Here is a 17285-nt window from a genome sequence, read left to right as displayed (position 1 = left end):
GGGCGAGTGACGCACGGCACAGCGCCGGCGGTGTCGCCGTCCGGCAGGTGCGTTGATCATGGAGCATGACATACACCAGCCGTCGTACGGTCCTCACCGCCCTCGCCACCGCCGCCGTCAGCGGCCCGCTGCTGGGCGGAGTGACCGCTTCCCCGGCACACGCCACCGACGAGTTCGACCTCTACACCTCCAATACCGACCTCTACACCAAGCTGGCCGGCAAGGAGGGCACCGACTTCGCCCGCCGCTACAAGCGGCACGAGTACCTCGACAGCAGCCTCGGGGAGAGATACCCGTACAACCGCACCACGATCATGGCCATGCACGGCGGCGGCATCGAGACGGGGACCTCCGAACTGTGCCTCGGCATAGCCGGGTACCACCCCGCCACCCTCGCGCCGCTCCAGGACGGGTACGGGGTGCACGACTACTGGATGTTCGAGGGTCTGCGCTCCTCCAACAACCGTGAACTGCACGTCACCGCCAAGAACAACGACGACCGCGTCGCCCTGTCCATGGCCGCCGGCAGCCTCAACGTCCTGAGCCTGCACGGCTGCACGGCGGCGCAGGCGGGGACCGCCAACCCGCAGGCCGTGGTCGTCGGCGGACTCAACGAGCGGTTCAAGACCCTCCTGAAGGCGGAGTTCGGCAAGGCGGGCATCGCCTGGCGCGACGGCAACGACCCCGAGGTCCGCGACCTGGCCGGCATCAATGCGGACAACCCCTGCAACCGCACCATGCTCTCCAAGGGCGGCCAGCTGGAGCTCACCACCGAGCTGCGGGCCGCGATGTTCTCGGTCAACACCCGCGCCGGACGGGCCGGCAGCACGACGGAGGTGTACGACCGGTTCGTCCGGGCCTGCCGGGCGGCGATCGCGGCACTGGAGAAGGACGCGGACCAGGTCATCCTCTGACCCCGCTCGACGCCGAAGGCCCGGCTCACCCGCAGGGGTGAACCGGGCCTTCCACCAACGGGACTGAGCCCCGTCAGGGACTCGCCGGGGGATGCAGGGCCCGCGGGAGCCGGGCGGCCGCCGCCTGGTCCAGCAGCCACAGCGTCCGCGACCTGCCGTACGCGCCGGCGGCCGGGGCCTGTATCTCGCCCGCGCCCGACAGGGCGATCGCCGCCGCCTGTGCCTTGTCCTCGCCCGCGGCCAGGAGCCACACCTCACGCGCCGCGCGGATCGCCGGGAGCGTCAGCGAGATCCTGGTCGGCGGCGGCTTCGGCGCGCCGTGGACGCCCACCACCGTGCGCTCGGTCTCCCGTACCGCCGGAAGCTCCGGGAAGAGCGAGGCGACATGCGTGTCCGGGCCCACGCCCAGCATCAGCACGTCGAACGTCGGCACCGGACCGTGGTCGTCCGGCCCGGCGGCGGCAGCCAGTTCGTCCGCGTACGCGGCAGCGGCGGCGTCCGCGTCCGTGCCGTACGCCCCGCCCGCCACCGGCATGGTGTGCACCCGCGCCGGGTCCAGCGGGACGCTGTCGAGCAACGCCTCGCGGGCCTGGGTGTCGTTCCGGTCGGGGTCGCCCGCGGGGAGGAACCGCTCGTCGCCCCACCACAGGTCCAGGCGCGACCAGTCGATCGCGTCCCGGGCGGGGGACGTACTGAGCGCCGCCAGCAGGCCGTTGCCGTTGCGGCCACCCGTCAGGACCACCGAGGCGGAGCCCCGCGCGGCCTGGGCGTCCACGATCCGCGTGATCAGCCGGGCCGCCGCGGCCTGGGCCATCAGCTCCTTGTCGCGGTGCACGACGAGCTGCGGAGCACTCACTTGGCGGCCGCCTTCTTGGCCGGCGACTTGGCCGCGGCCTTCTTCCCGGCGGGCTTGTCCCCGGCGGACCCACCGTCGGCCGACGCGTCCTCACCGGACGTGCCCGCGGCCGGCTGCTCGCCGGACTCCCGCACACCGCCGGCGGCCGACCGCGCCGCCTCGCCCAGCCGCTCCACCCCGTACCGCAGCGCCGACGCGTACGTGTCGTCCGGGTCGAGGCGCCGCAGCTCCTCCGCGATCAGCTCGGACGTCTCACGCCGCTTGAGGGCCACCGCCCGGTTGGGCTGCCCCTCGATGCAGAGCGTGGCGAGCGAGCCGTCCGGCCGGTCCAGCACGATGGGGCCGCAACTGGTCTGCATCCGTACCGCGGTCAGACCCGGCCCCGACGACGTCGCGCGCTTCACCGGGATCTTCAGCCGGTCCGCCAGCCACATGGCCAGCAGCTCGACGCTCGGGTTGAACTCCTCGCCCTCCACCTCGGCCGACGTGACCTCGCACGCGACCTGGTCAAGGGCCGCCGCCAGCATCGAACGCCACGGCGTGATCCGGGTCCAGGACAGGTCCGTGTCACCCGGCGTGTAGGCGGCGGCGCGCGCCGCCAGCTCCCGCACCGGGTGCTCGGAGGCGTACGAGTCGGTGACACGCCGCTGCCCGAGGGCGCCCAGCGGGTCGTTGGCCGGGTCGGCCGGGCCGGCCACGGGCCACCAGACCACCACCGGGGCGTCCGGCAGCAGCAGCGGCAGGACCACGGACTGGGCGTGGTCGATGACCTCGCCGTACAGCCGCAGGACCACCGTCTCGCCGGTGGAGGCGTCCGCGCCCAGCCGCACCTCGGCGTCCAGGCGCGCGTTGGCCCGGTCGCGCGGCGAACGGGAGGGACGCTTGATGACCACCAGGGTCCGCGACGGGTGCTCGCGGGACGCGTCGTTGGCCGCCTTCAGGGCGTCGTAGGCGTTCTCCTCGTCCGTGACGATGACCAGGGTGAGCACCATGCCGATGGCCGGCGTACCGATGGCGCGCCGCCCCAGCACCAGCGCCTTGTTGATCTTGCTGGATGTGGTGTCCGTAAGGTCGGTCTTCATGGCCGGCGCCAGCTCCGTCCGTCTCGTGCGAGCATCTCGTCCGCCTCGACCGGCCCCCACGTCCCGGCCTCGTACCGGGCGGGCTTGCCGTGCCGGTCCCAGTACTGCTCGATCGGGTCCAGGATCTTCCAGGACAGCTCGACCTCCTCCGTGCGCGGGAAGAGGTTGGCGTCACCGAGCAGGACGTCGAGGATGAGCCGCTCGTACGCCTCGGGGCTGGACTCCGTGAAGGACTCGCCGTACGCGAAGTCCATGGAGACGTCCCGGACCTCCATCGACGTGCCCGGCACCTTCGAGCCGAACCGCAGGGTCACGCCCTCGTCCGGCTGGACACGGATGACCAGGGCGTTCTGGCCCAGCTCCTCCGTCGCCGTGTGGTCGAACGGGGAGTGCGGCGCGCGCTGGAAGACGACCGCGATCTCGGTGACGCGGCGGCCGAGCCGCTTGCCGGTGCGCAGGTAGAAGGGGACACCCGCCCAGCGGCGGTTGTCGATCTCCAGCTTGATCGCGGCGTAGGTGTCGGTCTTCGACTGCGGGTCGATACCGTCCTCCTCCAGGTAGCCGACGGCCTTGGCGCCGCCCTGCCACCCGGCCGCGTACTGGGCGCGCACGGTGGACCTGCCGAGGTCCTTGGGCAGCTTCACCGCGCCCAGCACCTTGGTCTTCTCGGCCGCGAGCGCGTCCGCGTCGAAGGAGGCCGGCTCCTCCATCGCGGTCAGCGCGAGCAGCTGGAGGAGGTGGTTCTGGATGACGTCACGGGCGGCGCCGATGCCGTCGTAGTACCCGGCGCGGCCGCCGATGCCGATGTCCTCGGCCATGGTGATCTGCACGTGGTCGACGTACGACCGGTTCCAGATCGGCTCGAAGAGCGTGTTGGCGAACCGCAGCGCCATGATGTTCTGGACGGTCTCCTTGCCCAGATAGTGGTCGATCCGGAAGACCTGGTCGGGCGAGAAGACCTCGTGGACGATCTCGTTGAGCTCCTTGGCGGAGGCCAGGTCGTGCCCGAACGGCTTCTCGATGACCGCGCGCCGCCAGGAGTCGTCCTTCTCCTCGGCCAGCCCGTGCTTCTTCAGCTGCTGGACGACGACGGGGAAGAACTTGGGCGGTACGGAGAGGTAGAACGCGAAGTTGCCGCCGGTGCCCTGCGCCTGGTCGAGCTCCTCCATGGTCTTCTTCAGGGTTTCGAACGCCTCGTTGTCGTCGAAGTTGCCCTGGACGAACCGCATGCCCTGGCTGAGCTGCTGCCACACCTCCTCACGGAAGGGCGTGCGGGCATGCTGCTTGACGGCCTGGTACACCTCGTCGGCGAAGTCCTCGTCCGCCCACTCGCGCCGGGCGAACCCGATCAACGAGAAACCCGGCGGGAGCAGGCCGCGGTTGGCGAGGTCGTACACGGCAGGCATCAGCTTTTTACGGGACAAATCGCCCGTGACGCCGAAGATCACCAGGCCCGACGGCCCCGCGATGCGCGGGAGCCGTCGGTCTGCGGCGTCACGGAGCGGATTCGCACCATGAACTGCGTTCAAGGTTTACGCCTCCGAAGGGGCGAGGCGCTTGAGCTCCGCCTCGGTCGACTTGAGCAGGTCGTTCCAGGACGCCTCGAACTTGTCGACGCCCTCGTCCTCCAGCAGCTGCACCACGTCGTCGTAGCTGATGCCCAGCTTCTCGAGGGCCGCCAGGTCGGCGCGCGCCTGGTCGTACGTGCCCGCGATGGTGTTGCCGGTGATCTCACCGTGGTCGGCGGTGGCCTCCAGGGTGGCCTCCGGCATGGTGTTCACCGTGCCCGGCGCGACCAGCTCGTCGACGTACAGCGTGTCCTTGTACGCCGGGTCCTTGACGCCGGTCGACGCCCACAGCGGACGCTGCTTGTTGGCCTGCGCCTTGTCCAGCGCGGCCCAGCGGTCGGACGAGAAGACCTCCTCGTACGCCTCGTACGCAAGACGGGCGTTCGCCAGCGCCGCCTTGCCGCGCAGCGACCTGGCCTCGTCGGTGCCGATGGAGTCAAGGCGCTTGTCGATCTCGGTGTCCACACGGGACACGAAGAAGGACGCCACCGAGTGGATCTTCGACAGGTCCAGGCCGCGCTCCTTGGCCTTCTCCAGACCGGCCAGGTAGGCGTCCATCACCGCGCGGTAGCGCTCCAGCGAGAAGATCAGCGTGACGTTGACGCTGATGCCGAGGCCGATGACCTCGGTGATCGCCGGCAGACCCGCTTTGGTGGCCGGGATCTTGATGAGGGTGTTCGGCCGGTCCACCAGCCACGCCAGCTGCTTCGCCTCGGCGACCGTCGCCTTGGTGTCGTGCGCCAGGCGCGGGTCCACCTCGATCGACACCCGGCCGTCCTGGCCCTGGGTAGCGTCGTAGACCGGACGCAGGATGTCGGCGGCGTCCCGCACGTCCGCCGTCGTGATCATGCGGATGGCTTCCTCGACGGTCACCTCACGGGCCGCCAGGTCCGACAGCTGGACGTCGTAGCCGTCGCCCTGCGAGATCGCCTTCTGGAAGATCGACGGGTTGGTGGTGACACCGACCACATGCTGCTGGTCGATCAGTTCGGCGAGGTTGCCGGACGTGATCCGCTTGCGCGACAGGTCGTCCAGCCAGATCGCGACGCCTTCGTCGGAGAGGCGCTTGAGTGCGTCTGTCATGAGAATTGCATCTCCTACTAGTCGTATACCGGCGTCAGCGCGCTGCGGCTTCGAGGGATTCCCGGGCGGCGGCGGCGATCGCCTCGGCAGTGAAGCCGAACTCCCGGAAGAGCACCTTGCCGTCGGCCGAAGCGCCGAAGTGCTCCAGCGAAACGATGCGACCCGCGTCACCGACGTACCGGTGCCACGTCAGACCGACGCCGGCCTCGACCGCGACGCGCGCCTTCACCGAAGGCGGCAGCACCGCATCCCGGTACCCCTGGTCCTGCTCCTCGAACCACTCGACGGACGGCATCGAAACGACCCGGGTCGGGACGCCGGCGGCCTGGAGCTGCTCACGGGCCTCGACGGCCAGGTGCACCTCGGAACCCGTACCGATCAGCACGACCTGCGGCTCGCCGCCTTCGGCGTCGAACAGCACGTAGCCACCGCGGGCGGCGTCGTCGTTCCACTCGTACGTCGGCACGCCCTGGCGGGTGAGGGCCAGACCGTGCGGGGCGCCCTTGCCGAACTCCTTGGTCCAGCGGCGGAGGATCTCGCGCCAGGCGATCGCCGTCTCGTTGGCGTCGGCCGGGCGCACGATGTTCAGGCCGGGGATGGCGCGGAGCGAGGCCAGGTGCTCGACCGGCTGGTGCGTCGGGCCGTCCTCGCCCAGACCGATGGAGTCGTGCGTCCACACGTACGTCACCGGCAGGTGCATCAGCGCGGAGAGACGGACGGCGTTGCGCATGTAGTCGGAGAACACCAGGAAGGTGCCGCCGAAGATGCGGGTGTTGCCGTGCAGCGCGATGCCGTTCATCTCCGCGGCCATGGCGTGCTCGCGGATACCGAAGTGGATGGTGCGGCCGTACGGGTTCGCCTCGGGCAGCGGGTTGCCCTCGGGGAGGAATGACGACGTCTTGTCGATCGTCGTGTTGTTCGAGCCGGCCAGGTCGGCGGAGCCGCCCCACAGCTCGGGGATGACCCCGCCCAGCGCCTGGAGCACCTTGCCGGAGGCGGCGCGGGTGGCGACGCCCTTGCCGGGCTCGAAGACCGGGAGCTTCTCCTCCCAGCCGGTGGGCAGCTCGCCCGCGGCGATGCGGTCGAACTCGGCGGCGCGCTCCGGGTTGGCGGCACGCCACTCCTGGAACTGCTTCTCCCACTTCGCGCGGGCCTCGCGGCCGCGGTCGAGGGCCTGGCGGGTGTGGCCGATGACCTCTTCCGACACCTCGAAGGACTTCTCGGGGTCGAAGCCCAGCACGCGCTTGGTGGCCGCGACCTCCTCGTCGCCGAGCGCCGAGCCGTGGGCGGCCTCGGTGTTCTGCGCGTTGGGCGCGGGCCACGCGATGATCGAGCGCATCGCGATGAACGACGGGCGAGAGGTCTCGGCCTTGGCGGCCTGGAGGGCACGGAAGAGGGCCTCGGGGTCGAGGTCGCCGTTCTCCTTGGGCTCCACGCGCTGGACGTGCCAGCCGTACGCCTCGTACCGCTTCATCGTGTCTTCGGAGACGGCGGTCTCGGTGTCGCCCTCGATCGAGATGTGGTTGTCGTCCCACAGCAGGATCAGGTTGCCCAGCTTCTGGTGCCCGGCCGTCGAGGACGCCTCCGCGGAGATGCCCTCCTGGAGGCAGCCGTCGCCGGCGATGCAGTAGACGAAGTGGTCGAACGGCGAGGTGCCGGGCGCCGCCTCGGGGTCGAACAGGCCGCGCTCGTAGCGGGCGGCCATGGCCATGCCCACGGCGTTGGCGACACCCTGGCCCAGCGGGCCGGTCGTCGTCTCGACGCCGACCGTGTGGCCGTACTCCGGGTGGCCCGGGGTCTTGGAGCCCCAGGTGCGGAAGGCCTTCAGGTCGTCCAGCTCCAGGCCGAACCCGGCCAGGTACAGCTGGATGTACAGCGTCAGGGACGAGTGGCCGGCGGACAGCACGAAACGGTCGCGCCCGGTCCAGTCGGCGTCCGCCGGGTCGTGCCGCATCACCTTCTGGAAGAGGGTGTACGCGGCCGGGGCCAGGCTCATGGCCGTACCGGGATGGCCGTTGCCGACCTTCTGTACGGCATCGGCGGCCAGGATGCGGGCGGTGTCGACGGCCCGCTGGTCCAACTCGGTCCACTCGAGGTCTGTGGTGGTCGGCTTGGTGCTCACCCTGGGTCAGGGCTCCTCTCCACATGTCGAATGCCGGTGGCGTAGATCCCACCGGCCGTTGTTGAGCCTACCCCCGTGAGAACGCGCAATTTTTCGAGTCATTCCAGAGTGCCGGGATCGACCGGGATCCGCCTCCTGACTGGGCTCCAGGGCATTCAGCAAGTGAATACGGAGGCGCTCATCCGATCGCTCATCCGAGCGTGGAAACCACCCTTTGCGGTGCCCTCTCCAACACGACCGACCCCCGAGGAGGGCGAGGTATGGGCAACGTCTACAGTGGCGTGGTACGCGCGAGTCTTTACCGGGCCTTCACGCCCAGGAGGCGACTCGCTGGGATGTCTCTGTCAGGGGTGTGCGTGACGGCCGTCGAATCCCGTCCGGCGGGTGTGCTCGACAGGAGCACGGGGAAGCGGCCATTCGGGGCCCGCGTCAGGGCCTTCGTGGCGCTGACCAAGCCGCGGATCATCGAGCTTCTGCTGATCACCACGGTTCCGGTGATGTTCCTGGCCGAGCAGGGCGTGCCCGACCTGTGGCTGGTGCTCGCCACCTGCCTCGGCGGCTACCTGTCCGCCGGCGGCGCCAACGCGCTGAACATGTACATCGACCGCGACATCGACGCCCTGATGGACCGCACGTCGCAGCGGCCCCTGGTCACCGGGATGGTCTCGCCGCGCGAGGGGCTGGTCTTCGGCCTCACCCTCGCCGTCGTCTCCACCCTCTGGTTCGGGCTGCTCGTCAACTGGTTGTCCGCGTGGCTGTCCCTGGGCGCGCTCCTCTTCTACGTCGTGGTCTACACGATGATCCTCAAGCGGCGCACCGCGCAGAACATCGTGTGGGGCGGCATCGCCGGCTGCATGCCGGTGCTCATCGGCTGGTCGTCCGTGACCAATTCGATGTCCTGGGCCGCCGTCGTCCTCTTCCTCGTCATCTTCTTCTGGACGCCGCCGCACTACTGGCCGCTGTCGATGAAGGTGAAGGAGGACTACGCGCGCGTGGGTGTGCCCATGCTGCCCGTCGTGGCCTCCAACCGGGTCGTGGCCCGCCAGATCGTCCTCTACAGCTGGGTGATGGTGGCCGTCTCCCTGCTGCTGACCCCGCTCGGCTACACGGGCTGGTTCTACACGGCGGTGGCGCTGGCGACCGGTGGCTGGTGGCTGTGGGAGGCGCACGCCCTGCAGAACCGCGCCAAGGCGGGCGAGACCGGTGGCAAGCTCAAGGAAATGCGGCTGTTCCACTGGTCGATCACCTATGTGTCGCTGCTGTTCGTGGCGGTCGCGGTGGACCCGTTCCTGCGGTAGACCAGCCCCTGGCGAGTTTCATTACCGGTGGGTAGCATCCTGTCTATGGCAGACACCAAGCAGGGCGGCACCAAGCAGGCCGAGCACCGGGCGGCGAAGCTCGCCAAGCAGATCCAGGCCTTCTCCAAGGAGCACGGCGGCGCCGAGGGGCAGCTCGCCTACATCGGCCAGATGGGCACCCGCATCGTGCTCGTCGGCGAGGACGGCGGCTGGGGCGATCTCGTCGCCCCGACGCACGAGGTCGCGAAGAGCGCCGCCGAGAAGGCGGGCCTCACCCTCCACGAGTCCTTCGACGGCGACTTCGCGGCGAAGGTCCGCACCGGCCCGTACGAGTGGACCCGCATGGCCGGCATCCAGGTCGGCGGCCCGTCGAACGACTGAGGCAACACCTTGGGCGGGGCTCACCCGTTAGGACCTGTGACGGTTCAGCCATCGCAGGGAGCCCCCGTAATGATCGACACCCCGACGCTGGTGGACCAGTACTGCCACGGGGTGCTCCGCACGGAGCTGGGCCTGGGCGCCTTCGAGACCCTGCTCGGCCGGTCCGCCGGACCGCCCGCGGCCGGCACGACCTTCTTCGACACCCAGACCGGCTTCGCCGTACGGCGCTGGTGCCCGCCCCTGCTCGGCCTCGAACCGCACTGCCCGCCCGCCCACTACCTGGCCCGCCGCCGCGAGCTCGGCGTCCTGGAATCGGGCCGCCGACTGCTCCGCGCCACCGGGATCTCCACCTACCTCGTGGAGACCGGCCTGCCCGGCGACCTCACAGGGCCGGTCGAGATCGCCGCCGCGGGAGACGCCAGGGCCCATGAGATCGTCCGACTGGAACTGCTCGCCGAGCAGGTCGCCGACACGTCCGGCACCGTCGACTCCCTGCTCGCCAATCTCGCCGAGGCCGTGCACGGGGCGGCCGTCTCCGCCGTCGCGTTCACCTCCGTGGCGGCGGTACGCCACGGGCTCGCCCTCGCGCCCGCGCCGCCCGGGCCCGGTGAGGTGCGGGGCGCGGCAGGGCGCTGGCTGGCCCGCCGCAGGGTCGGCGGGGCGCTCACCGACCCCGTACTGCTGCGGCACCTGCTGTGGATCGCCGTCGCGTCCGGGCGGCCGCTCCAGCTGCACGTGGCCGAGGACGACCCCATGACGCTCGGCGAGTTCGCGGCGGCCACCGCCGGGCTGGGCACCGACCTGGTGCTCCTGCACGGCTACCCGTACCACCGGCAGGCCGCGCACCTGACGAGCGTGTTCCCGCACGTGTACGCAGACCTGGGCCCCGCGCTCGCGCGGACGGGTGCGCGGGCGGCGGCCGTCCTCGCCGAGACGCTGGAGCTCGCGCCGTTCGGCAAGCTGCTGTTCTCCAGCGGCGCGCGGGGGCTGCCCGAGCTGCACGTGGTGGGGGCGCGGGTGTTCCGCGAGGCGCTCGGGCGGGTGCTGGCCGACTGGGTCTGCGACGGCTCCTGGTCCCGCCGCGACGCCCAGCGGGTGGCCGGGATGATCGCGGCGGGGAACGCCCGGCGGGTGTACCGGCTGGGCTGAGCGGCTCGGTCAGGCGGTGGGGCTCAGCGCCTGGTCCGGCGCCTGGGCGGGAATCGCGGTGCCCGGCGCCGCGAGCGGGCGCTCACGCAGGCTCAGCGCCAGGCGCAGCACGGCGATCCACATCAGGGACGAGCCCAGCATGTGCAGGCCCACCAGGACCTCCGGCACACCGGTGAAGTACTGCACGTACCCGATCCCGCCCTGCGCCAGCAGCACCAGCAGCAGGTCACGGGCGCGGGCCCGGGTGTCGTCCGGGGCGTCCACCACGCGCAGCACGAAGAACATGGCCAGGGCCAGGGCGCACACCGCCCAGGCGAAGAGCGCGTGGACCTGTGCGACGGAGGCGTAGTCGAACGGCATGCGCGGTACGTCACTGCTGTCACCCGCGTGCTCGCCCGAGCCCGTCACCGTCGTGCCGGCCGCGACGAGCAGCCCGGCGACCACCACGAGGGTCCAGCCGAGCTTCCGCACCGGCCCCGGCACGCGCGGGCGGGCCGCCCCGTCGCCCTCACCGGTACGCAGCCAGCTGAGCGTGGTCACTGTCAGCAGCGCGTTGGCGGCGAGGAAGTGGACGGCGACCGTCCAGGGGTTGAGTTCCAGACGGACCGTGATGCCGCCGATGACGGCGTTGAGCGCCACGATCCAGAACTGCAGCCAGCCCAGGCGGCTCAGCTCCCGCCGCCACGGCTTGGCCGCGCGCGCCGCGATGATGAACCAGCCCACCGCCGCGGACACCACATACGTCAGCATCCGGTTGCCGAACTCGATCGCACCGTGGATGCCCTGCTCGGACGTGGTGAAGAGGCTGTCGTCCGTGCACTTGGGCCAGGTGTCGCAGCCGAGCCCGGAACCGGTCAGCCGGACGGCGCCGCCCGTGACGATGATCACGACCGTCATGACCACGGCGGAGAGTGCGGCGCGCCGGACCGTCTTGGGGGAGGGTGTCCAGCGCTGGGCGATGGAGGCGAGGGGGGTCAACACGGACTCCATCGTAGGTGCCTGCTTGTGCATGCGTTCACGAGGGGCCCCTCCGGGCTACTCCCAGCGGAAGAAACGCCCCGCCGCGCCCAGCCCGAGCACCGCCCACACCGCCAGGACCCCCGCCGCGCCCCACGGCATCGACGCGCCGCCCTGGAGCACGTCCCGCAGCCCCTCCGACAGGGCCGAGATCGGCAGCAGCTCCAGCACCGAGCGCGCCGCGTCCGGGAACCTCTCCAGCGGAACGATCACCCCGCCGCCCACCAGGAGCAGCAGGAACACCAGGTTCGCGGCGGCCAGCGTCGCCTCGGCCCTCAGCGTCCCGGCCATCAGCAGACCGAGCCCGGAGAACGCCGCCGTACCGAGCAGGAGGAGCAGGAGAACGGACAGCACGCCGCCCCGCGGCGACCAGCCGAGCGCCAGCGCGATCACCGTCAGCAGCGCGACCTGCAGGATCTCCGTCACCAGGACCGAGGCGGTCTTGGCGGTCATCAGCGCCCAGCGGGGCAGCGGTGACGCGCCGAGGCGCTTGAGCACCCCGTACCGCCGCTCGAAGCCGGTCGCGATGGCCTGCCCGGTGAACGCGGTCGACATCACGGCGAGCGCGAGAACGCCGGGCGCGAGGAAGTCCACGGCCTTCCCGCTGCCCGTGTCGATGATGTCGACCGTCGAGAACAGCACGAGGAGGAGGGAGGGGATGATCACGGTGAGCAGCAACTGCTCCCCGTTGCGCAGCATCATCTTCGTCTCGAACGCGGCCTGCGCGGCGATCATCCGCCCGACCGGCGCCGCGCCCGGCTCGGGGGTGTAGGTCCCGGCACTCATGAACGCAGCTCCTTGCCCGTGAGCTCCAGAAAAACGTCTTCGAGGGTGTGGCGCTCCACCGCGATGCCGTCCGGCATCACCCCGTGCTGCGCGCACCACGTGGTGACCGTGGCGAGCAGTTGCGGGTCGACCGTGCCGCTGATGCGGTACGCGCCCGGCGTCAGCTCGGCGGCCGCGGTGCCGTCCGGCAGCGCCTTGAGCAGCGAGCCGAGGTCCAGGCCCGGGCGGCCGGTGAAGCGGAGGGTGTTCTCGGCGCCGCCGCGGCACAGCTCCTCGGGGCTGCCCTGGGCCACGACCCGGCCGGCGTCGATGATGGCGACGTCGTCGGCCAGCTCCTCGGCCTCGTCCATGAAGTGGGTGGTCAGGACGGTGGTGACGCCGTCGGTACGCAGTTCGCGGATCAGCTCCCAGGTGGAGCGGCGGGCCTGCGGGTCGAGGCCGGCGGTCGGCTCGTCCAGGAACACGAGCCCGGGGCGGCCGACGACGGCCATGGCGAGGGCCAGGCGCTGCTGCTGGCCGCCGGAGAGCCGCCGGTACGTCGTCCGGCCGCAGGACGCGAGCCCGAGGCGTTCGATCAGGGCGTCCACGTCGAGGGGGTGGGCGTGCAGCTTGGCCATGTGGCGGAGCATCTCGTCGGCGCGGGCGCCCGAGTAGACGCCGCCGGACTGGAGCATCACGCCGATGCGGGGGCGGAGGCGGGCGGCGTCGGCGACCGGGTCGAGGCCCAGGACGCGGACCGTGCCGGCGTCGGCGCGGCGGTAGCCCTCGCAGGTCTCGACGGTGGTGGTCTTGCCGGCCCCGTTGGGTCCCAGGACGGCGGTGACGGTGCCCGCCCGGACGTCGAGGTCGAGGCCGTCCACCGCGGTCTTGGTCCCGTACCGCTTGACCAGGCCCCGGACCTGGACGACGGACTCGTTTCGCATGGGCGGAAGTCTAGAGAGCCGGGCGGCGTGCCCCGTTCGGCGGGTGGCACCCCGAAGGGGAGGAATACGCCGTAATGAGGCGCGGCGGGGCTGCGCTCAGGGGGCCCGGCGGGACGGCGGCGGTGGCCGCGACCGGGCAAAACGGGCAGGTCAGACGGGGGTGCGGTGACTGCGCCGGGTCGCTGCCGCTGATCGTTTCCGCAGGTCAGGTTAGGTTTCCCTTAGTGATGTACGGCACCGTCCACCCCTCAGGACGTCGCTTGTCAGGCTCTGAGGAATTACGCAACAATGGCGTTGTGAAAAACGTCGGTGAGGCTCCCGCGGCTCCAGCGGAGGAACTCGCGACCGGGGAGCGCTCCACGCGCAACCGGGTCGCGCGCTCCATCCTGGATCACGGCCCGTCCACCGTGGCCGAGCTCGCGAAGCGGCTCGGCCTCACTCAGGCCGCCGTCCGCCGGCACCTGGACGCCCTGGTCGCCGACGACGTCGTCGCCCCGCGCGAACAGCGTGTCTACGGCGCTCGCACCCGTGGCCGCCCGGCCAAGGTGTTCGCCCTGACGGACTGCGGCCGGGACGCCTTCGACCAGTCGTACGACACGCTCGCCGTCGACGCCCTCCGCTGGATCGAGCGCAACGCGGGCGGGGAAGCCGCCGTCGCCGCGTTCGCCCGGGACCGGGTCGAGGCCCAGGCGGAGGCGTACCGCGAGGCGGTCGAGGCGGCGGCGCCCGAGGACCGCGCCGAGGCGCTCGCCAAGGCCCTGAGTGCGGACGGGTACGCTGCCACGGCGCGCAACGCGCCCGTCGGGCAGCAGTTGTGCCAGCACCACTGCCCGGTCGCCCATGTCGCCGAGCAGTACCCGCAGCTGTGCGAGGCTGAGACGGAGATCTTCAGCCGTCTGCTCGGGACCCATGTGCAGAGACTGGCCACCATCGCCCACGGCGACGGGGTCTGCACGACGTACATCCCGCACAGCGCCCCACAGACCACCACATCATCAGCATCCGCAAGCACGGCCGGGAGGAACCCCGCATGACCACCGAGATCAGCCACCCCGAGCTCGAGGGCCTGGGTCGGTACGAGTACGGCTGGGCCGACTCGGACGCGGCCGGTGCCGCCGCCAAGCGCGGTCTCTCCGAGGACGTCGTCCGCGACATCTCCGGGAAGAAGAACGAGCCGGAGTGGATGCTGAAGCTGCGGCTGAAGGGTCTGCGCCTCTTCGACAAGAAGCCCATGCCGAACTGGGGCTCCGACCTGTCGGGCATCGACTTCGACAACATCAAGTACTTCGTCCGCTCCACGGAGAAGCAGGCGGCCTCCTGGGAGGACCTGCCCGAGGACATCAAGAACACGTACGACAAGCTCGGCATCCCCGAGGCGGAGAAGCAGCGCCTCGTCGCCGGTGTCGCGGCCCAGTACGAGTCCGAGGTCGTCTACCACCAGATCCGTGAGGACCTGGAGGAGCAGGGCGTCATCTTCCTGGACACCGACACCGCGCTCAAGGAGCACCCGGAGCTCTTCCAGGAGTACTTCGGCACGGTCATCCCGGTGGGCGACAACAAGTTCGCGTCGCTGAACACCGCGGTGTGGTCGGGTGGCTCCTTCATCTACGTGCCGAAGGGCGTGCACGTCGAGATCCCGCTCCAGGCCTACTTCCGCATCAACACGGAGAACATGGGCCAGTTCGAGCGGACGCTGATCATCGTCGACGAGGACGCCTACGTCCACTACGTCGAGGGCTGCACCGCCCCGATCTACTCCTCGGACTCCCTCCACTCCGCGGTGGTCGAGATCATCGTGAAGAAGGGCGCCCGCTGCCGCTACACGACGATCCAGAACTGGTCGAACAACGTCTACAACCTGGTCACCAAGCGCGCCGTGGCCTACGAGGGCGCGACCATGGAGTGGGTCGACGGCAACATCGGCTCCAAGGTGACGATGAAGTACCCGGCCGTCTACCTGATGGGCGAGCACGCCAAGGGCGAGACCCTGTCCATCGCCTTCGCGGGCGAGGGCCAGCACCAGGACGCCGGCGCCAAGATGGTCCACATGGCGCCCAACACCTCCTCCAACATCGTCTCCAAGTCGGTGGCGCGAGGCGGCGGCCGCACCTCCTACCGCGGTCTCATCGAGATCGGCGAGGGCGCCCCGGGCTCCAAGTCCAACGTGCTGTGCGACGCGCTGCTCGTCGACACGATCTCCCGCTCCGACACGTACCCCTACGTGGACGTCCGCGAGGACGACGTGTCCATGGGCCACGAGGCGACCGTCTCCAAGGTCTCCGAGGACCAGCTCTTCTACCTGATGAGCCGCGGCCTGTCGGAGGACGAGGCCATGGCGATGATCGTGCGCGGCTTCGTCGAGCCGATCGCCAAGGAGCTGCCCATGGAGTACGCGCTCGAGCTCAACCGGCTGATCGAGCTGCAGATGGAAGGCGCGGTGGGCTAAAGCCCGCCCGGCCGTATCGATCACGTCCCCGGGCTCACCCGGTGTGAGTCCAGTGAGCCGCCCGCGGGGCGACCGGCCCAGGCCGGCCCCGCCGCGCGGGCAGCGAACGCACCGAACGCAGAAAGCGAGCAGACCGACAGCCATGGCTGAGGCTCAGAACAACCCGGCGGGGACCATCCCCGTGGGCTCCACCACCGCCGGCTCCATCGCGGTGGCCGCCGAGTCCACCGTCGCGACCCGCATGAGCGCGCCCCCGTCCTTCGACGTCGCGGACTTCCCCGTCCCGCACGGCCGTGAGGAGGAGTGGCGGTTCACGCCGCTGGAGCGGCTCCGCGGGCTGCACGACGGCACCGCGATCGCCACCGGCGACGGCGTGCGCGTCGAGGTGGAGGCGCCCGAGGGCGTCACCGTCGAGACCGTCGGCCGTGACGACGAGCGGCTCGGCAAGGCCGGCACGCCGGTGGACCGGATCGCCGCCCAGGCGTACTCCGCCTTCGAGAAGGCCTCGGTCGTCACCGTGCCCAAGGAGACCGTGCTCACCGAGCCGGTCCGGATCTCCGTGCACGGCGAGGGCGGCACCGCCTTCGGCCACCAGGTGATCGAGCTCGGCGCGTTCGCCGAGGCCGTCGTGGTCATCGACCACACCGGTGACGCGGTGCTCGCCGCCAACGTCGAGTACGTCCTCGGTGACGGCGCCAAGCTCACCGTCGTCTCCATCCAGGACTGGGACGAGAAGGCCGTCCACGTCGCCCAGCACAACGCGCTGGTCGGCCGCGACGCCTCCTTCAAGTCGGTGGTGGTCACCTTCGGCGGCGACCTCGTCCGCCTGCACCCGCGCGTGAAGTACGCCGGGACCGGCGGCGAGGCCGAGCTGTTCGGTCTGTACTTCACGGAGAAGGGCCAGCACCAGGAGCACCGCCTCCTCGTCGACCACAACACCCCGCACTGCAAGTCGAACGTGGCCTACAAGGGCGCGCTCCAGGGCGAGAACGCCCACGCCGTGTGGATCGGTGACGTGCTCATCCAGGCCGCGGCCGAGGGCACCGACACGTACGAGATGAACCGCAACCTGGTTCTGACCGACGGCGCCCGCGTCGACTCCGTACCGAACCTGGAGATCGAGACCGGCGAGATCGCCGGCGCCGGTCACGCCTCCGCCACCGGCCGCTTCGACGACGAGCAGCTCTTCTACCTGATGGCCCGCGGTATCCCGGAGACCGAGGCCCGCCGCCTCGTCGTCCGCGGCTTCTTCGCCGAGCTGGTCCAGCAGATCGGTCTGCCGGACGTCGAGGAGCGCCTGATCGCCAAGATCGAGGCGGAGCTGGAGGCGTCCCTCTGATGCCCTTCGTCCGAGCCTGTGGGCTGAGCGAGCTGGAGGAGGACACCCCGAAGCGGGTGGAACTCGACGGCACGCCCATCTCCGTCGTCCAGACCGAGGGCGAGGTGTTCGCGATCCACGACATCTGCTCGCACGCGAACGTCTCGCTGTCGGAGGGCGAGGTCGAGGACTGCCAGATCGAGTGCTGGCTGCACGGGTCCGCCTTCGACCTCCGTACCGGCAAGCCGTCCGGTCTTCCCGCGACGCGCCCCGTCCCCGTATACCCCGTAAAGATCGAAGGGGACGATGTGCTCGTCTCCGTCACCCAGGAGTCCTGAGTCA

At 70.7% G+C, this 17285-nt stretch carries 16 protein-coding genes; 8 read left to right on the top strand and 8 right to left on the bottom strand.

Translation table 11 applies throughout. From position 1 onward, the window contains the following. Positions 1–65 precede the first annotated feature (65 nt). Positions 66–914 carry a poly-gamma-glutamate hydrolase family protein gene (locus tag ABT360_RS07880; RefSeq protein WP_351812386.1) on the top strand — a complete coding sequence of 283 codons (849 nt, stop codon included), beginning with the start codon at positions 66–68 and terminating at the stop codon, positions 912–914. Positions 915–987: 73 nt separating this feature from the next. Here ABT360_RS07880 and pgl read toward each other — a convergent pair whose 3' ends face one another. The 5 genes from pgl to tkt are packed head-to-tail and all read right to left on the bottom strand — an operon-like array spanning position 988 to position 7625. Then, entirely contained in the window at positions 988–1770 is a 783-nt protein-coding gene (pgl, locus tag ABT360_RS07875; RefSeq protein WP_351812383.1) for a 6-phosphogluconolactonase, read from the bottom strand. Next, positions 1767–2852 (bottom strand): glucose-6-phosphate dehydrogenase assembly protein OpcA, encoded by a 1086-nt coding sequence (gene opcA, locus ABT360_RS07870; protein ID WP_351812380.1) that lies wholly within the window; start codon positions 2850–2852, stop codon positions 1767–1769. The genes pgl and opcA overlap by 4 nt, the downstream gene beginning before the upstream one ends. Beyond that, complete coding sequence (zwf, locus tag ABT360_RS07865) at positions 2849–4381, bottom strand: glucose-6-phosphate dehydrogenase (protein WP_351812378.1); 1533 nt, start codon at positions 4379–4381, stop codon at positions 2849–2851. Before zwf ends, opcA begins: the two co-directional genes overlap by 4 nt. 3 nt (positions 4382–4384) lie before the next feature. Beyond that, on the bottom strand, positions 4385–5503 hold the full coding sequence (gene tal / locus ABT360_RS07860) for a transaldolase (RefSeq protein ID WP_351812375.1): 1119 nt from the start codon (positions 5501–5503) through the stop codon (positions 4385–4387). Between the two features lie 34 nt (positions 5504–5537). Beyond that, the gene (gene tkt / locus ABT360_RS07855; RefSeq protein ID WP_351812372.1) at positions 5538–7625 is read right to left on the bottom strand and encodes a transketolase; all 2088 of its coding nucleotides are present in this window, start codon (positions 7623–7625) and stop codon (positions 5538–5540) included. Between the two features lie 356 nt (positions 7626–7981). Between tkt and ABT360_RS07850 the strand changes: the two genes are divergently transcribed. The 3 genes from ABT360_RS07850 (at position 7982) to ABT360_RS07840 (ending at position 10453) form a co-directional block, all read left to right on the top strand. Further along, on the top strand, positions 7982–8923 hold the full coding sequence (locus ABT360_RS07850; protein ID WP_351812369.1) for a heme o synthase: 942 nt from the start codon (positions 7982–7984) through the stop codon (positions 8921–8923). A gap of 45 nt (positions 8924–8968) precedes the next feature. After that, positions 8969–9304 carry a hypothetical protein gene (locus ABT360_RS07845; RefSeq protein WP_351812367.1) on the top strand — a complete coding sequence of 112 codons (336 nt, stop codon included), beginning with the start codon at positions 8969–8971 and terminating at the stop codon, positions 9302–9304. A 69-nt stretch (positions 9305–9373) separates the two neighbouring features. After that, positions 9374–10453, top strand: a complete 1080-nt coding sequence (locus tag ABT360_RS07840) for an amidohydrolase (protein ID WP_351812365.1) — start codon at positions 9374–9376, stop codon at positions 10451–10453. 9 nt (positions 10454–10462) lie between these two features. On the opposite strand, the gene ABT360_RS07835 is transcribed toward ABT360_RS07840, so the two are convergent. Genes ABT360_RS07835 through ABT360_RS07825 form a run of 3 tightly spaced genes read right to left on the bottom strand, consistent with a single transcriptional unit; the run spans position 10463 to position 13179 of the window. Next, on the bottom strand, positions 10463–11443 hold the full coding sequence (locus ABT360_RS07835) for a COX15/CtaA family protein (protein ID WP_351812362.1): 981 nt from the start codon (positions 11441–11443) through the stop codon (positions 10463–10465). Positions 11444–11488: 45 nt separating this feature from the next. Beyond that, positions 11489–12256, bottom strand: coding sequence for an ABC transporter permease (locus tag ABT360_RS07830; RefSeq protein ID WP_351812359.1), 768 nt, complete (start codon positions 12254–12256; stop codon positions 11489–11491). Then, entirely contained in the window at positions 12253–13179 is a 927-nt protein-coding gene (locus ABT360_RS07825; RefSeq protein ID WP_351812356.1) for an ABC transporter ATP-binding protein, read from the bottom strand. The genes ABT360_RS07830 and ABT360_RS07825 overlap by 4 nt, the downstream gene beginning before the upstream one ends. Before the next feature lie 296 nt (positions 13180–13475). Between ABT360_RS07825 and ABT360_RS07820 the strand changes: the two genes are divergently transcribed. The 4 genes from ABT360_RS07820 (at position 13476) to ABT360_RS07805 (ending at position 17281) form a co-directional block, all read left to right on the top strand. Next, positions 13476–14213, top strand: coding sequence for a helix-turn-helix transcriptional regulator (locus tag ABT360_RS07820; protein ID WP_351812353.1), 738 nt, complete (start codon positions 13476–13478; stop codon positions 14211–14213). Continuing rightward, a complete protein-coding gene (sufB, locus tag ABT360_RS07815; protein ID WP_344364789.1) occupies positions 14210–15625 on the top strand; it encodes a Fe-S cluster assembly protein SufB in 1416 nt (471 codons plus the stop codon). The genes ABT360_RS07820 and sufB overlap by 4 nt, the downstream gene beginning before the upstream one ends. A 142-nt stretch (positions 15626–15767) precedes the next feature. After that, a complete protein-coding gene (gene sufD, locus ABT360_RS07810; protein WP_351812349.1) occupies positions 15768–16964 on the top strand; it encodes a Fe-S cluster assembly protein SufD in 1197 nt (398 codons plus the stop codon). Continuing rightward, positions 16964–17281: a non-heme iron oxygenase ferredoxin subunit gene (locus ABT360_RS07805; RefSeq protein ID WP_126883593.1), complete on the top strand. Its 318-nt coding sequence runs from the start codon at positions 16964–16966 to the stop codon at positions 17279–17281. Before sufD ends, ABT360_RS07805 begins: the two co-directional genes overlap by 1 nt. The last annotated feature ends 4 nt before the right edge of the window (positions 17282–17285 follow it).

Origin of the sequence: Streptomyces sp. NPDC000229, from assembly GCF_040300825.1 — a bacterium.
Lineage (GTDB): Bacteria > Actinomycetota > Actinomycetes > Streptomycetales > Streptomycetaceae > Streptomyces.
This window is presented reverse-complemented; position numbering and strand designations above follow the sequence as displayed.

What these genes read in the sequence shown, in the direction of transcription:
- ABT360_RS07880 (WP_351812386.1), top strand. Translation starts at nt 66, where the DNA reads ATGACATACACCAGCCGTCGTACGGTCCTCACCGCCCTCGCCACCGCC.
- opcA (WP_351812380.1), bottom strand. Translation starts at nt 2,852, where the DNA reads ATGAAGACCGACCTTACGGACACCACATCCAGCAAGATCAACAAGGCG.
- tal (WP_351812375.1), bottom strand. Translation starts at nt 5,503, where the DNA reads ATGACAGACGCACTCAAGCGCCTCTCCGACGAAGGCGTCGCGATCTGG.
- ABT360_RS07845 (WP_351812367.1), top strand. Translation starts at nt 8,969, where the DNA reads ATGGCAGACACCAAGCAGGGCGGCACCAAGCAGGCCGAGCACCGGGCG.
- ABT360_RS07840 (WP_351812365.1), top strand. Translation starts at nt 9,374, where the DNA reads ATGATCGACACCCCGACGCTGGTGGACCAGTACTGCCACGGGGTGCTC.
- ABT360_RS07835 (WP_351812362.1), bottom strand. Translation starts at nt 11,443, where the DNA reads ATGGAGTCCGTGTTGACCCCCCTCGCCTCCATCGCCCAGCGCTGGACA.
- ABT360_RS07830 (WP_351812359.1), bottom strand. Translation starts at nt 12,256, where the DNA reads ATGAGTGCCGGGACCTACACCCCCGAGCCGGGCGCGGCGCCGGTCGGG.
- ABT360_RS07825 (WP_351812356.1), bottom strand. Translation starts at nt 13,179, where the DNA reads ATGCGAAACGAGTCCGTCGTCCAGGTCCGGGGCCTGGTCAAGCGGTAC.
- sufB (WP_344364789.1), top strand. Translation starts at nt 14,210, where the DNA reads ATGACCACCGAGATCAGCCACCCCGAGCTCGAGGGCCTGGGTCGGTAC.
- sufD (WP_351812349.1), top strand. Translation starts at nt 15,768, where the DNA reads ATGGCTGAGGCTCAGAACAACCCGGCGGGGACCATCCCCGTGGGCTCC.
- ABT360_RS07805 (WP_126883593.1), top strand. Translation starts at nt 16,964, where the DNA reads ATGCCCTTCGTCCGAGCCTGTGGGCTGAGCGAGCTGGAGGAGGACACC.